The organism is Maritimibacter dapengensis (assembly GCF_019218265.1).
GTDB classification, from domain to species: Bacteria; Pseudomonadota; Alphaproteobacteria; order Rhodobacterales; family Rhodobacteraceae; genus Maritimibacter; species Maritimibacter dapengensis.
Window position 1 is genome coordinate 593,278 of sequence record NZ_JAHUZE010000002.1, and the last position, 13,443, is coordinate 606,720.

Annotated in this window: 17 protein-coding genes; all 17 read left to right on the forward strand. The window is 61.9% G+C overall.

Annotated features, from left to right (window positions below; genetic code table 11):
• Positions 1-49 precede the first annotated feature (49 nt).
• The 17 genes from KJP28_RS09175 to nuoI all read left to right on the forward strand — a co-directional run bounded on the left by KJP28_RS09175 (position 50) and on the right by nuoI (position 13,432).
• The gene (locus KJP28_RS09175) at positions 50-838 is read left to right on the forward strand and encodes a crotonase/enoyl-CoA hydratase family protein (protein ID WP_218392252.1); all 789 of its coding nucleotides are present in this window, start codon (positions 50-52) and stop codon (positions 836-838) included.
• A gap of 268 nt (positions 839-1,106) precedes the next feature.
• Positions 1,107-1,472, forward strand: coding sequence for an NADH-quinone oxidoreductase subunit A (locus tag KJP28_RS09180; RefSeq protein ID WP_218392253.1), 366 nt, complete (start codon positions 1,107-1,109; stop codon positions 1,470-1,472).
• On the forward strand, positions 1,463-1,996 hold the full coding sequence (locus tag KJP28_RS09185) for a NuoB/complex I 20 kDa subunit family protein (RefSeq protein WP_218392254.1): 534 nt from the start codon (positions 1,463-1,465) through the stop codon (positions 1,994-1,996). Before KJP28_RS09180 ends, KJP28_RS09185 begins: the two co-directional genes overlap by 10 nt.
• Positions 1,997-2,001: 5 nt before the next feature.
• Positions 2,002-2,625, forward strand: coding sequence for an NADH-quinone oxidoreductase subunit C (locus tag KJP28_RS09190; protein ID WP_218392255.1), 624 nt, complete (start codon positions 2,002-2,004; stop codon positions 2,623-2,625).
• 4 nt (positions 2,626-2,629) lie between these two features.
• The gene (locus KJP28_RS09195; protein WP_218392256.1) at positions 2,630-3,493 is read left to right on the forward strand and encodes a sulfotransferase; all 864 of its coding nucleotides are present in this window, start codon (positions 2,630-2,632) and stop codon (positions 3,491-3,493) included.
• Positions 3,493-4,713, forward strand: coding sequence for an NADH-quinone oxidoreductase subunit D (locus tag KJP28_RS09200; protein ID WP_218392843.1), 1,221 nt, complete (start codon positions 3,493-3,495; stop codon positions 4,711-4,713). The genes KJP28_RS09195 and KJP28_RS09200 overlap by 1 nt, the downstream gene beginning before the upstream one ends.
• Positions 4,710-4,919 carry a hypothetical protein gene (locus tag KJP28_RS09205; RefSeq protein WP_218392257.1) on the forward strand — a complete coding sequence of 70 codons (210 nt, stop codon included), beginning with the start codon at positions 4,710-4,712 and terminating at the stop codon, positions 4,917-4,919. The genes KJP28_RS09200 and KJP28_RS09205 overlap by 4 nt, the downstream gene beginning before the upstream one ends.
• Positions 4,919-6,106 carry an NADH-quinone oxidoreductase subunit E gene (locus KJP28_RS09210; protein ID WP_218392258.1) on the forward strand — a complete coding sequence of 396 codons (1,188 nt, stop codon included), beginning with the start codon at positions 4,919-4,921 and terminating at the stop codon, positions 6,104-6,106. The genes KJP28_RS09205 and KJP28_RS09210 overlap by 1 nt, the downstream gene beginning before the upstream one ends.
• A 112-nt stretch (positions 6,107-6,218) precedes the next feature.
• Positions 6,219-7,073, forward strand: coding sequence for a hypothetical protein (locus tag KJP28_RS09215; RefSeq protein ID WP_218392259.1), 855 nt, complete (start codon positions 6,219-6,221; stop codon positions 7,071-7,073).
• 13 nt (positions 7,074-7,086) lie between these two features.
• On the forward strand, positions 7,087-7,314 hold the full coding sequence (locus KJP28_RS09220) for a DUF5337 domain-containing protein (protein WP_218392260.1): 228 nt from the start codon (positions 7,087-7,089) through the stop codon (positions 7,312-7,314).
• Between the two features lie 6 nt (positions 7,315-7,320).
• Positions 7,321-8,622, forward strand: coding sequence for an NADH-quinone oxidoreductase subunit NuoF (nuoF, locus tag KJP28_RS09225; protein ID WP_218392261.1), 1,302 nt, complete (start codon positions 7,321-7,323; stop codon positions 8,620-8,622).
• A gap of 2 nt (positions 8,623-8,624) precedes the next feature.
• A complete protein-coding gene (locus tag KJP28_RS09230; RefSeq protein ID WP_218392262.1) occupies positions 8,625-8,912 on the forward strand; it encodes a hypothetical protein in 288 nt (95 codons plus the stop codon).
• Positions 8,909-9,409, forward strand: coding sequence for a DUF3291 domain-containing protein (locus tag KJP28_RS09235; protein ID WP_218392263.1), 501 nt, complete (start codon positions 8,909-8,911; stop codon positions 9,407-9,409). Before KJP28_RS09230 ends, KJP28_RS09235 begins: the two co-directional genes overlap by 4 nt.
• A 39-nt stretch (positions 9,410-9,448) precedes the next feature.
• On the forward strand, positions 9,449-11,467 hold the full coding sequence (gene nuoG / locus KJP28_RS09240) for an NADH-quinone oxidoreductase subunit NuoG (RefSeq protein WP_218392264.1): 2,019 nt from the start codon (positions 9,449-9,451) through the stop codon (positions 11,465-11,467).
• A complete protein-coding gene (locus KJP28_RS09245; RefSeq protein ID WP_218392265.1) occupies positions 11,464-11,886 on the forward strand; it encodes a hypothetical protein in 423 nt (140 codons plus the stop codon). Before nuoG ends, KJP28_RS09245 begins: the two co-directional genes overlap by 4 nt.
• Before the next feature lie 13 nt (positions 11,887-11,899).
• The gene (nuoH, locus tag KJP28_RS09250) at positions 11,900-12,937 is read left to right on the forward strand and encodes an NADH-quinone oxidoreductase subunit NuoH (RefSeq protein WP_218392266.1); all 1,038 of its coding nucleotides are present in this window, start codon (positions 11,900-11,902) and stop codon (positions 12,935-12,937) included.
• A gap of 3 nt (positions 12,938-12,940) precedes the next feature.
• Positions 12,941-13,432, forward strand: coding sequence for an NADH-quinone oxidoreductase subunit NuoI (gene nuoI / locus KJP28_RS09255; RefSeq protein WP_218392267.1), 492 nt, complete (start codon positions 12,941-12,943; stop codon positions 13,430-13,432).
• Positions 13,433-13,443 lie beyond the last annotated feature (11 nt).

Consider the following 13,443-nt stretch of genomic DNA (forward strand, 5'->3'; position numbering starts at 1 on the left):
CGCTATGGAAACGGTGGCGGGGTGTGGCTCCCACACAGGAGGGTTTGCAATGGATTTCGATACGATTTCAATCGACACCGACGCTCGGGGGGTGGCGACGCTTACGCTCGATCGTGAGGATAAGCACAACAGTCTTTCTGCCCTGATGATTCAGGAGCTGACCGAGGCTGCTGGGCAGCTGGGCGCGGACCAGAAAGTGCGTGTCGTGGTTGTGACCGGCGCGGGCAAGAGCTTTTGCGCCGGCGGCGATCTGGGCTGGATGCGGGATCAGATGGCGGCGGACCCGGATACGCGGTTTCGCGAAGCGCGCAAACTCGCCGAGATGCTGAAGGCGTTGAACGAGATGCCCAAGCCTTTGATCGGCAGGGTGCAAGGGCAGGCGTTTGGCGGCGGGATCGGAATGGCCTGCGTCTGTGATATAGCCATTGCCGCCGATTACGCGAAATTCGGACTGACGGAGACGCGTCTGGGCCTCATACCGGCCACGATCGGCCCCTATGTGCTGGCGCGACTGGGCGAGGCGATGGCGCGGCGTGTCTTCATGAATGCGAGAGTGTTCGGCGCGGCCGATGCCGCCGACCTTGGGATCGTCGCGAAGGCGGTGCCCGCCGAAGACCTCGACGCGGCTGTCGAGCGGGAGGTCACACCATATCTTTCCTGCGCGCCCGGCGCGGTGTCGGCGGCCAAGGCGCTGGCACGCCGACTCGGGCCGCCGATCACCGACGAGATCATCGACGATACGATCCGTGCGCTCGTCGCGTGTTGGGAAGGCGAAGAGGCGCAGGCCGGGATCGAAGCGTTTTTCGACAAGCGCCCCGCGCCCTGGGTGGGTGGCTGAGGGCGGAATCACGGGTGCCTGTCGCGTGACGGGACTTGCCGCGCGCCAACAAATTCAAACCTGTGCGAGAAGTATGCGTTTCGGGCAGCCGTGACGCCCCTCGAAAAACACCATGTAAACCTTGGTATACAATGGTCTTTCGGGTCCGTTCAGGGCGTTGGTATAGGTGCGTTGAAAGGCGGGTGGTTTGGTTGACCCTTTCCGGCAACCGGAGTAGACCCCGAATGAGCTAAACTGCCGCGGGCGCGAGCCCCGCAAAGGAGCCAACGTGGACGACCTTCTCCGTGAATACCTCCCCATCATCGTGTTTCTCGCCGTTGCGACTGCCCTGGGTGCCGTTTTCCTGATTGCAGCCGCGGTGATCGCGGTCCGTAACCCGGATCCCGAAAAGGTGTCGGCCTATGAGTGCGGCTTCAACGCATTCGACGACGCGCGGATGAAATTCGATGTGAGGTTCTACCTCGTCTCGATCCTGTTCATCATCTTCGATCTGGAGATCGCGTTCCTGTTCCCCTGGGCGGTCGCGTTCAAGGATGTGGGGCTTGTCGGGTTCTGGTCGATGATGGTGTTCCTCGTCGTGCTGACGATCGGCTTCGCTTATGAATGGAAGAAGGGAGCCCTGGAATGGGAGTGATGACGTCTGCCAACACCGCCGGTGCGGACAAGGAAGTCATGACCCGCGAGATGTCGGATCAACTGGCCGACAAGGGTTTTCTGCTAACCACCACCGACGACATCATCAACTGGGCGCGCACCGGGTCGCTGCACTGGATGACCTTCGGTCTGGCCTGCTGTGCCGTCGAGATGATGCAATCCTCGATGCCGCGCTATGACCTCGAACGGTTCGGGACCGCGCCGCTGGCCAGCCCGCGCCAGTCGGACCTGATGATCGTTGCAGGCACGCTGACCAACAAGATGGCCCCGGCGCTGCGCAAGGTTTATGACCAGATGCCCGAGCCGCGTTATGTCATCTCGATGGGGTCCTGCGCGAACGGCGGCGGCTACTATCATTACAGTTACAGTGTCGTACGTGGCTGCGACCGGATCGTGCCGGTGGACATCTACGTGCCCGGCTGCCCGCCGACGGCAGAGGCGCTGCTCTACGGCATCCTGCAACTGCAACGCAAAATCCGCCGCACCGGCACCATCGCGAGGTAAGCGACATGACGGAAGCCCTGAACGAACTTGGCACTGTCATCGAGAGCAAGCGCCCGGACGAGGTCGTAAGCTGGGAGGTGTCGTACGACGAACTGACCGTTACGATCCGCGCCGTGGACCTGCCGGTCTTCATGGAATTCCTGAAGACCGACCGGAACTGCCGTTTCACCACGTTGGTGGACATTACCGCAGTGGACTGGCCGAGCCGGGAAGAGCGGTTCGACATGGTCTATCATTTCCTGTCGATGTACCAAAACCACCGCATCCGCGTGAAATGCGCAGTGTCCGAAGGCGAGATGGTTCCCTCGATCACCGGTGTCTACAAGGCCGCGGACTGGTTCGAGCGCGAGGTGTTCGACATGTTCGGCATCATCTTCAAGGGTCACCCCGACCTGCGCCGCCTGTTGACCGACTACGGGTTCCGCGGCCATCCGCTGCGCAAGGATTTTCCGACGACCGGCTATACCGAGCTGCGGTATGACGAGGTCGAGAAGCGCGTGGTCTACGAACCGGTCAGCCTTGTGCAGGAATACCGTCAGTTCGACTTCATGAGCCCGTGGGAAGGGGCCGACTACATCCTTCCGGGCGACGAAAAGGCCGATGGCAAGGGCGGGGAGGCCAAGGGCTGAACCCGTGAGCGCGCAAACCGTCATATATTGCGTGGGCGCTGCGAAGGCCGGCACGAGCTGGCTCTTCGATACGCTCTATGCGCATCCGGAGTGCTATTTCCCGACGACGAAGGAATTGCATTACTGGGATAGCCTGCACGGCGGTCACGGCGATTTCTTCCGCGACCAGCTTCCGGGGCGGATCGCGGCCATTCGCGGGCGATATGAGCAGAACACCGAGACGCATCAGCGTGCCTATCAGGAAGCGAACATGGCTGACATTCAGCGGTGGCATGACCTGTTTGACGGGACGACGCGCGACGACGGCATATATCGCGACTACATGGGGCTTTGCCGCACGGACGCGAAGGTGGTGGGCGATTTCACCCCTGCCTATGCGAGCCTTCCCGTGAACTGGATGCAGGAAATGGCGGCGGTTCATGACGACACCCGCGCGATCTATATTCTGCGGGAGCCGGTGGACCGGCTCTGGTCGCACTTGCGCATGGACGCAGGCGCTGGCGGCGAAGCGGCGGCATTGGCCAAGATGGACGATTTTCTCGCCGGTGGCGAAGAGATCGTGACGCGGCGATCGAACTATCGTCAGACGCTCAACCGGCTTGGTCAGGCGTTCGGGGCAGGGCGGCTGCACGTGGAACTCTTTGAGCGACTGTTTTCCAACGCGGCGCTGGCGCGTATCTGCGACTTCCTCGGGATCTCCCGGGTCGAAGCGAAAACGGACAAGAAGGTGCATGTCTCGGGCACGGCCGTGCTCGACGACGACCGGCGGGCGCGCGCGCAGGATGCGCTGCGCCAGCAATACAATTTCATCGAACGCTTCCTGGGCGGTTTGCCCGAGGAGTGGACCCAGAAAATGGTGACGGCATGATGGACGGCGGAAAAGGGTTCGAAGACGCCCAGACGGGCGAACAGAAGATCCGCAACTTCAACCTCAACTTCGGGCCTCAGCACCCGGCGGCACACGGCGTGCTGCGCATGGTGCTCGAGCTTGACGGTGAGATCGTGGAACGCTGCGACCCGCATATCGGGCTTTTGCACAGGGGCACGGAAAAGCTCATGGAGAGCCGGACCTACCTTCAGAACCTGCCGTATTTCGACCGGCTTGATTACGTCGGCACGATGAACCAGGAACACGCCTGGTGCCTGGTGATCGAGAAGCTCTGCGGGGTCGAAGTGCCGCGCCGGGCGAGCCTGATCCGCGTGCTCTACTCTGAGATCGGTCGCATCCTGAACCACCTGCTGAACGTCACGACGCAAGCGATGGACGTGGGTGCGCTGACCCCGCCGCTGTGGGGCTTCGAGGAGCGCGAAAAGCTCATGGTGTTCTATGAGCGTGCTTCGGGTGGGCGCCTTCACTCGGCCTATTTCCGGCCCGGCGGTGTGCATCAGGACCTGCCGCCGAAGCTGATCGACGACATTGAGGCGTGGTGCCACGAATTTCCCAAGATGCTCGACGATATCGACGGGCTGCTCACCGAAAACCGTGTGTTCAAGCAGCGCAACGTGGATATCGGGATCATCAACGAAGAGGACATTCTCGACTGGGGCTATTCCGGCGTGATGGTCCGCGGCTCGGGCCTTGCCTGGGACTTGCGCCGCGCACAGCCTTACGAATGCTACGACGAATTCGACTTCCAGATTGCCGTGGGCAAGAACGGTGACTGCTATGACCGCTACCTCGTCCGCATGGCGGAGATGCGCGAGAGCGTGAAGATCATGCTTCAGGCGATCGAGAAGCTGCGCGCCCCCGAAGGGCAGGGCGACGTGCTCGCCCGTGGCAAGCTGACGCCGCCGAAACGCGCCGACATGAAGACGTCGATGGAAGCACTCATCCATCACTTCAAGCTCTACACCGAGGGCTTCCACGTTCCCGAAGGCGAAGCTTATGCCTGCGTCGAGGCGCCCAAGGGCGAGTTCGGCGTCTATCTTGTCTCGGACGGGACGAACAAACCCTACCGCGCCAAGCTGCGCGCACCGGGATACCTGCATCTTCAGTCGATGGATTACGTCGCTGGCGGGCACCAGTTGGCCGATGTCGCCGCGATCATCGGCACCATGGACATCGTGTTCGGCGAGGTGGATCGGTGATCGTCGGGTTTCTCCAGTTCCTTTACTTTCTGGTCGGCCCGTTCGCATCGGCCTATGCCGGGCTTTTCGTCTACGGGAAATGGGACAGCCTTGCGCTCGCCCTTCTGGCCGGCACCATGATGGGTGCGCTGGTTCTTCTATTGATCTCTGCAAGCTTTTGGGCCGATCCCAACGCCTGCAATTACTGCGTTGAGGGAGCAAACTAATGCTGCGCCGTCTGCACCATGAACAGCCCGAAAGCTTTGCGTTTACACCGGAAAACCTGGCCTGGGCCGAGGCTCAGATCACCAAATATCCCGAAGGGCGGCAGGCCTCTGCGATCATCCCGCTTCTGTGGCGGGCGCAGGAGCAGGAAGGCTGGCTGACACGTCCGGCGATCGAGGGCATCGCGCAGATGCTCGGGATGGAATACATCCGGGCGCTCGAAGTGGCGACGTTCTACTTCATGTTTCAGCTTCAACCCGTTGGTTCCGTTGCGCATTTCCAGATTTGCGGCACCTTGTCCTGCATGATCATGGGGGCCGAGGACCTTGTCGCCATCGCAAAGGAAAAGATAGCGCCCAACCCGCATCAGCTTTCGGATGACGGCAAGTTTTCGTGGGAAGAGGTCGAGTGCCTTGGATCGTGTTCGAATGCGCCGATGGCGCAGGTCGGCAAGGATTATTACGAGGATCTGACGACCGAGAGCTTCGGTGATCTGATCGACCGGCTGGGCAAGGGCGAGGTTCCCGTTCCGGGACCGCAAAACGGCCGCTATGCCGCGGAACCGGAAGGCGGGCTGACCAGCCTCAAGGAATACGAAGCGGGTAAACCGGAATACAACGCCTCGGCCGCTCTCGCGGTCGAGATCGGCGACACCGTGAAGCGGATCGACGGCACCGAAGTGCCGCTGCGCACGCCGTGGCAGGGCAAACCCAAAGGCCGCAAGGTCGCGGTGTCGGCCAAGAAAACGTCGAAACCGGTCGATGCGGAAGCCGCCATGTCCGACAAGAACGAGACCGCCAAGCCGCGCGCCAAGGCTGACGGAACACATGCCGCCACCAATGAAGCCGGGGCTGCGAAGAAACCGGGCGGGTCCTCGAACGGAACGACACCGGCGGGTCAGGGCACCAAGCCCGAAACGCTGGATGCGCCCCGCGAGACCGGCGCGGACGATCTCAAGCAGATCAAGGGGGTCGGACCGAAACTGGAAGCCATGCTCAATGGCATGGGCTTCTATCATTTCGACCAGATCGCCAATTGGACGTCGGACGAGATCGCCTGGGTCGACCAGAACCTCGAAGGGTTCAAGGGCCGGGTCAGCCGCGACAATTGGGTGGATCAGGCCACCAAACTCGCCGCGGGTGAAGAAACGGAATTCTCCAAGAAAGTCAAAAAGGGCGATGTCTACTAAGGCATCTGGGAGCACGTGATCATGAAAGCGATGAACCAGACAAAGAACGAGGCGGCATCAGACCGCTGGTTCGTCGTGGATGTTAGTAGCCAACTGAACAGGGATCGGTGATATGGCGAATGAAGACACAGGGTTTTTCACCTGCAAGAATACCTGCTGGATCGTCGGGGGACTTCTGGGCCTCGTAGCGCTTTTGTTGCTGTGGGGGGCCGGCTGGTTTCTTGCGATTATCGTGGGCATCGTGGTGGCCGTCGCGGTCGCTTTCGTGCTGATGAAGCTGTTCTGTTCGGACGTGCCCGCGCAAGCTGCGGCCCCGTCGACCTCGTCCAGTGCAAGCGCGGCATCGACCGCCTCGACCAGTCCTGCCGCCAAGGCTGATACCGAAGCGACGCCGAAGGCGGAAGCCGCAGCGGCCTCGGCCGCGATGGGCAACCCGGATGCCGCTGCCGTGCCGCCCGAGCCGAAGTCGGATGATGCGCCTGCCAAGACCGAGGACGCGCCCAAGGACGTGGCTTCGCAAACGGTCGGGTCGAGCAAGGTGAAGCCGTCCAAGGAACTCAAGGGCAGCAAAGAACTCGCCGAGCGCAAGGGCGATTACAAATACGAAAAGCCCGCCGAGACGAAAAAGCCTGCGGCGAAGAAAGCGGCAGCCAAGAAACCCGCTGCCAAATCCGCCGCAAAAGCTGCACCGGTGGCTTCTTCGGGCGCGGACGATCTCAAGCTCATCAAGGGCGTCGGGCCCGGCATCGAGAAGAAGCTGCATGACGCGGGCATTACGACCTATGCGCAGATCGCGGCATGGACCGATGCGGATGTCGCCGAGATGGACGACAAGCTGAATTTCCGTGGCCGAATCGCGCGTGACGAATGGATCTCGCAGGCCGACAAGCTCGCCAAGGGCGAGGAAACAGAGTTCTCGAAGCGGGCCAGTTCCTCTGGTCTCTACGAGGGCAACAAAGACAAGTGAGGCCGGCGGCTGAATGACCAGCGATGAGGCGCAGAAAGCACGGGCGAGGCAGGGCCGGTTGGCCACCATCGTCATCATCGCTTCCGCGCTGGTATCAGTCGGCGGCACATGGATCGGGGAGCAGTTGGGATGGTCCAACCGCACCCTCGGTCTCATAGGACTGGTTGCGATGGGGGGCTTCGCTTTTGGCCTCGTCGTGGCGATACGCATCTGGCTCTCGGGCCGGAAGGATGAAGGATAGACAGGCATGTTGAAGGATCAGGACCGGATCTTCACCAACCTTTACGGGATGCACGACCGGACGCTGAAAGGCGCCCAGGCGCGCGGCCATTGGGACGGGACCGCCGGGATCATCGGAAAGGGTCGTGACTGGATCGTCGACCAGATGAAGGCGTCCGGCCTGCGTGGGCGCGGCGGGGCAGGTTTTCCGACTGGCTTGAAATGGTCGTTCATGCCGAAGGAAACCGACGGGCGTCCCGCTTATCTCGTCGTGAACGCGGACGAATCCGAGCCGGGCACCTGCAAGGACCGCGAAATCATGCGCCACGATCCGCATACGCTGATCGAAGGCTGCCTGATCGCGTCCTTCGCGATGGGGGCGCATGCCTGCTACATCTACATCCGCGGCGAATATATCCGCGAGCGCGAGGCGCTTCAGGCCGCAATCGACGAAGCTTATGACGCGGGCCTTCTGGGCAAGAACGCGGCCGGGTCGGGCTGGGATTTCGACCTCTATCTGCACCACGGCGCGGGCGCTTATATCTGCGGCGAAGAAACCGCGCTGCTCGAGTCGCTGGAAGGCAAGAAGGGGATGCCGCGCATGAAGCCGCCGTTCCCGGCGGGTGCGGGTCTTTACGGCTGCCCGACCACGGTGAACAACGTCGAAAGCATCGCGGTGGTCCCGACCATCCTGCGGCGCGGGCCGGAATGGTTCGCAAGCTTCGGTCGCAAGAACAACGAAGGCACCAAGCTTTTCGCCGTCTCCGGTCATGTCAACAAACCCTGCGTTGTCGAAGAGGCGATGTCGATTTCCTTCGAGGAACTGATCGAGACCCATTGCGGCGGCATTCGCGGCGGCTGGGACAATCTGCTGGCCGTGATCCCGGGCGGTTCCTCCGTTCCGGTCGTGCGCGGCGAGAAGATGAAAGATGCGGTGATGGATTTCGATTACCTGCGCGGTGAGCTTGGCTCGGGCCTCGGCACCGCGGCGGTGATCGTGATGGACAAGTCGACGGACATCGTGAAGGCGATCTGGCGGCTCTCGAAATTCTACAAGCATGAAAGCTGCGGTCAGTGCACGCCCTGCCGCGAAGGCACCGGTTGGATGATGCGGGTCATGGACCGTCTGGTGCGCGGCGAGGCCGAGTTGGAAGAGATCGACATGCTCTTCGACGTGACCAAACAGGTCGAGGGCCACACGATCTGTGCGTTGGGCGATGCAGCGGCCTGGCCGATCCAGGGTCTGATCCGCAACTTCCGGGGCGAGATCGAGGATCGCATCAAGGCACAAAAAGCGGGCCGGATCTCGGCAGCGGTGGCGGCGGAGTAACGATGCCCATCGACGACTTCATATCGGGTCTGGTCGAGGTCGGTGGCCAGGGGAAGGGCTGGAAATCGCCGGTGGCGATTGGCGGGCTCGTTCTCGGGCTGGTCGCGGGCGCTTATCTCGGCTGGGTGCTGGAAGGTACCGTCGGTCTTGCCACCGGTATTCCGGTTGGAGGGCTGCTCGGCTGGGTCTTCGGCCTGTTCCTGCGCGGGTTCTTCGGGTTCTTCGTGATCTTCATCGTCGTCGCGCTGCTGGTTGCTGGTTACACCTGGGTGACGGGGGGATTTTCGTGACGACCCCCGGTTATCACCTCGCTGAACTGAATATCGGCCGGTTGGTCGCGGACACCGACGATCCGCGTGTGGCCGAGTTCATGGGGGCGCTTGATCGGATCAACGGGCTGGGCAAGCGAATGCCGGGCTTCGTTTGGATGATGGAAGGCTCGGGCGAGCCGGGGACAGGCAATACCGAGGCCAAGATCGACGGCGACCCGCGGTTCGTGTCGAACCTGACGGTCTGGGAGGACGTGGCAAGTCTCGAGACGTTCGTTTTCGGCACCATTCACCGCCAGTTCTATGAACGCCGGGCGGAGTGGTTCGAGCTGATGACGGATCAGCATTTCGTCATGTGGTGGGTTCCCGAAGGCCATCACCCGACACTGGACGAGGCGCTCGCGCGGCTTGCCCACAAACAGGAACATGGGGATAGCGACGAGGCCTTTGGCTGGTCGTATCTGGAAGAGGCCAAGTTGCACCGCGAGAAGGGGTGCGACGGCGTGGCCGCGGAATAGGAAGCGCCGGGGCGACCTGGCAGGAACATAGGTAAGCACATGGCCGACCTGAAGAAAATCGTGATCGACGACAATGAAGTCGAGGTTGATGGGGCGATGACCCTGATCCAGGCCTGCGAGGTGGCAGGGATCGAAGTGCCGCGGTTCTGTTATCATGAACGCCTGTCGATCGCCGGCAACTGCCGCATGTGTCTCGTGGAAGTCGTGGGCGGCCCGCCGAAGCCGGCTGCCTCTTGTGCGATGCAGGTGAAAGACCTGCGCCCGGGGCCGGAAGGCGAGCCGCCGGTGGTCAAGACGAACAGCCCGATGGTCAAGAAGGCGCGTGAAGGGGTGATGGAGTTCCTGCTCATCAACCATCCGCTCGATTGCCCGATCTGCGACCAGGGCGGCGAATGCGACCTTCAGGATCAGGCGATGGCTTACGGTGTCGACTTCTCGCGCTTCCGCGAGCCCAAGCGCGCGACCGAGGATCTGGACCTAGGTCCGCTGGTCGGCACGCATATGACCCGCTGCATCTCCTGCACCCGCTGCGTGCGCTTCACGACCGAAGTCGCGGGCATTCACCAGATGGGCCAGATCGGGCGCGGCGAGGATGCCGAGATCACCAGCTATCTCAATCAGACGCTCGATTCGAACCTTCAGGGCAATATCATCGACTTGTGCCCGGTGGGGGCGCTGACCTCGAAGCCCTATGCCTACACCGCGCGCCCGTGGGAGCTGACCAAGACCGAGACGATCGACGTTATGGACGCGCTCGGGTCGAACATCCGGGTGGACACGAAGGGGCGCGAAGTCATGCGCATCCTGCCGCGAAACCATGACGGCGTGAACGAGGAGTGGATTTCCGACAAGACCCGCTTCGTCTGGGACGGGCTGCGACGCCAGCGGCTCGACCGCCCCTATGTGCGCAAGAATGGAAAACTGACCCCGGTGAGCTGGCCCGAGGCGCTGTCGGCCGCCGCCGCCGCGATGAAAGGCAAGAAGGTCGCCGGTCTCGTGGGCGACCTCGCTTCGACCGAGGCGGCGTTCTCGCTCAAGCAGTTGATCGAAGGGCTGGGCGGAAACGTGGAATGCCGCGTCGATGGTGCCAAACTGCCTGCGGACAATCGGTCAGCCTATGTCGGGACCGCGACGGTCGAGGATCTGGACGACGCTGAATACATCATGCTGATCGGCACCAATCCCCGCGACGAGGCGCCGGTTCTCAACGCCCGGATTCGCAAGGCCTGGCTAAAGGGTGCGAATGTCGGTTCGATCGGCGTCACGGGCGACCTGACCTATGACTACCATTCGATGGGAATGGATCGCGAAGCATTGCTGAACCTCTCGGATTACGAGTTCGGCGAGGTGAAGGAAAAGAAATCGGTGATGATCGTCGGGCAGGGTGCCTTGAACGAAGCCGATGGCGAAGCCGTGCTGGCCCATGTGATGAAGGCCGTGGAGCGGACCAACGGCAAGTTGATGGTGCTGCACAGTGCAGCGGGGCGTGTCGGCGCGATGGACGTCGGCGCAGTGACCGAGGGCGGTCTGAAAGCCGCCACCGAGGGTGCCGACGTGGTGTTCAACATGGGCGCGGATGAGATCGAGATCGACGCCGGTCCGACCGTGATCTACATGGGCAGCCACGGAGACCGGGGTGCGCACCGGGCCGATATCATCCTGCCGGGGGCCGCCTATACCGAGGAAAACGGCCTGTTCGTGAACACCGAGGGCCGTCCGCAACTTGCGCTGCGCGCGAGTTTCCCGCCGGGCGAGGCCAAGGAAAACTGGGCGATCCTGCGGGCGCTGTCAGGCGAGCTTGAGGCCACGCAACCGTGGGACAGCCTTGCCGGTCTGCGCCGCGCCATGGTCGAAGCCGTGCCGCATCTTGGCGATGTCGACATTGTGGCCGAGAACGCATGGGTGCCGCTCAAGGTCAAGAAACCGGGCAAGGCGACCTTCAGGGTGGTGGTCAAGGATCACTACCTGACCAACCCGATCGCACGGGCGTCCGAAGTCATGGCGGAACTTTCCGCGATGGCGAAAGCACGCGGTGCAGAGAAGGTGGCCGCCGAGTGAGCACGAAGCTTGCATATCCTGTCGCCGCACTTGCGGCGCTGGCGGGCTGCGCGGAGCAGGCCGAGGTGAGCCGTGCCGTGGCCTCGGCCGAGGCCGCGACGACGCCGTTCACGCCGGAATACCTTGGAATCGACACACGGCTCCTCGACGGCGACCTCGTTGCCTTCGACGTGAAGATGACCGGTGCGCGCGGAAATCAGGATGTGGCGGACTACGCCCAATGCGCAGCGTCGCAATACGCGTTGATCCGGGGCTATGGATTTGCACGTCATGTGCGAACCGCTGTGGACAGGCGCGGGCCCGTGTGGGAAGGGGACGCGACATACGTGATCTCCGACGCGCTGCCCGAGGGATTGGCCAAGATCGACGCGGAAGTGGCGGTCGCGGCTTGTGAAGAAAACGGAATACCGACGATCTGAGGCGAAACCGGACATGATGGAATTCTTTACGCAAACCAATCTGGGGATCGCCCTGACGCTCGTGGGGCAGGTGCTTCTCGTCGTCGTGCCGCTTCTGGTGGCGCTGGCCTTCTTGCTCTACTTCGACCGCAAGGTCTGGGCGGCGGTGCAGCTTCGCAAGGGGCCGAACGTGGTGGGTGCTTTCGGGCTTCTGCAAAGCTTCGCGGACTTCCTGAAATACGTGGTGAAAGAGATCGTCGTGCCGGCGGGCGCGGACAAGGTCGTCTTCTTCCTTGCCCCGATGCTGTCGCTGGTGCTCGCCATGGTCGCCTGGGCGGTGATCCCGTTCGGGGATGGGCTGGTGCTCGCGGACATCAACGTGGCCGTACTGTTCGTTTTCGCGGTGTCCTCGCTCGAAGTTTATGGCGTGATCATGGGGGGCTGGGCGTCGAACTCGAAATACCCGTTCCTTGGGAGCCTTCGCTCCGCGGCACAGATGATCTCTTACGAGGTCTCCATCGGTCTCATCATCATCGGCGTGATCATCTCGACCGGTTCGATGAACTTCGGCAACATCGTCAATGCGCAGGACGGCATGGGTATCTTCTCATGGTACTGGATCCCGCATTTTCCGATGGTGTTCCTGTTCCTGATCTCGGCCATGGCCGAAACCAACCGTCCGCCCTTCGACCTTCCGGAAGCTGAATCGGAATTGGTCGCGGGCTATATGGTGGAATACTCCTCCACCCCGTTCCTTCTGTTCCAGATCGGCGAGTATGTGGCCATCGTGCTGATGTGTGCGCTGACCTCGATCCTCTTCTTCGGCGGCTGGCTGTCGCCCATCGAGGCACTGCCCGATGGCATGATCTGGCTCTTCATCAAGATCGTCTTCTTCTTCTTCATCTTCGCGATGGTGAAGGCGATCACGCCGCGCTACCGCTACGACCAACTGATGCGCATCGGCTGGAAAGTGTTCCTGCCCGTGTCGCTGATCTGGGTCGTTCTGGTGGCCTTCTTTGCACAATATGGCGCGTTCTGGGGCACCTATGCCCGCTGGACCGTAGGAGGCTGAGCAATGGCATTCGACTATACACGCTCGATCAAATATTTCTTCCTGACGGACTGGATCAAAGGCTTCCAGTTGGGGCTGAAGTATTTCTTCAAGCCGAAAGCGACGCTGAACTATCCGCATGAAAAAGGGCCGCTTTCGCCCAGGTTCCGGGGCGAGCACGCACTGCGTCGCTACCCGAATGGCGAAGAGCGCTGCATCGCCTGTAAACTGTGCGAGGCAATTTGCCCGGCGCAGGCGATCACCATCGACGCCGAACCGCGCGACGACGGCTCGCGCCGCACGACGCGCTACGACATCGACATGACGAAATGTATCTATTGCGGCTTCTGCCAGGAAGCCTGCCCGGTGGATGCCATCGTCGAAGGGCCGAACTTCGAATTCGCCACCGAAACGCGCGAGGAGCTTTTCTACGACAAGGAAAAACTCTTGGCGAACGGGGACCGTTGGGAAGCCGAGATTGCGCGCAATCTCGAACTCGACGCGCCGTATCGGTAAGGAGACCGGAT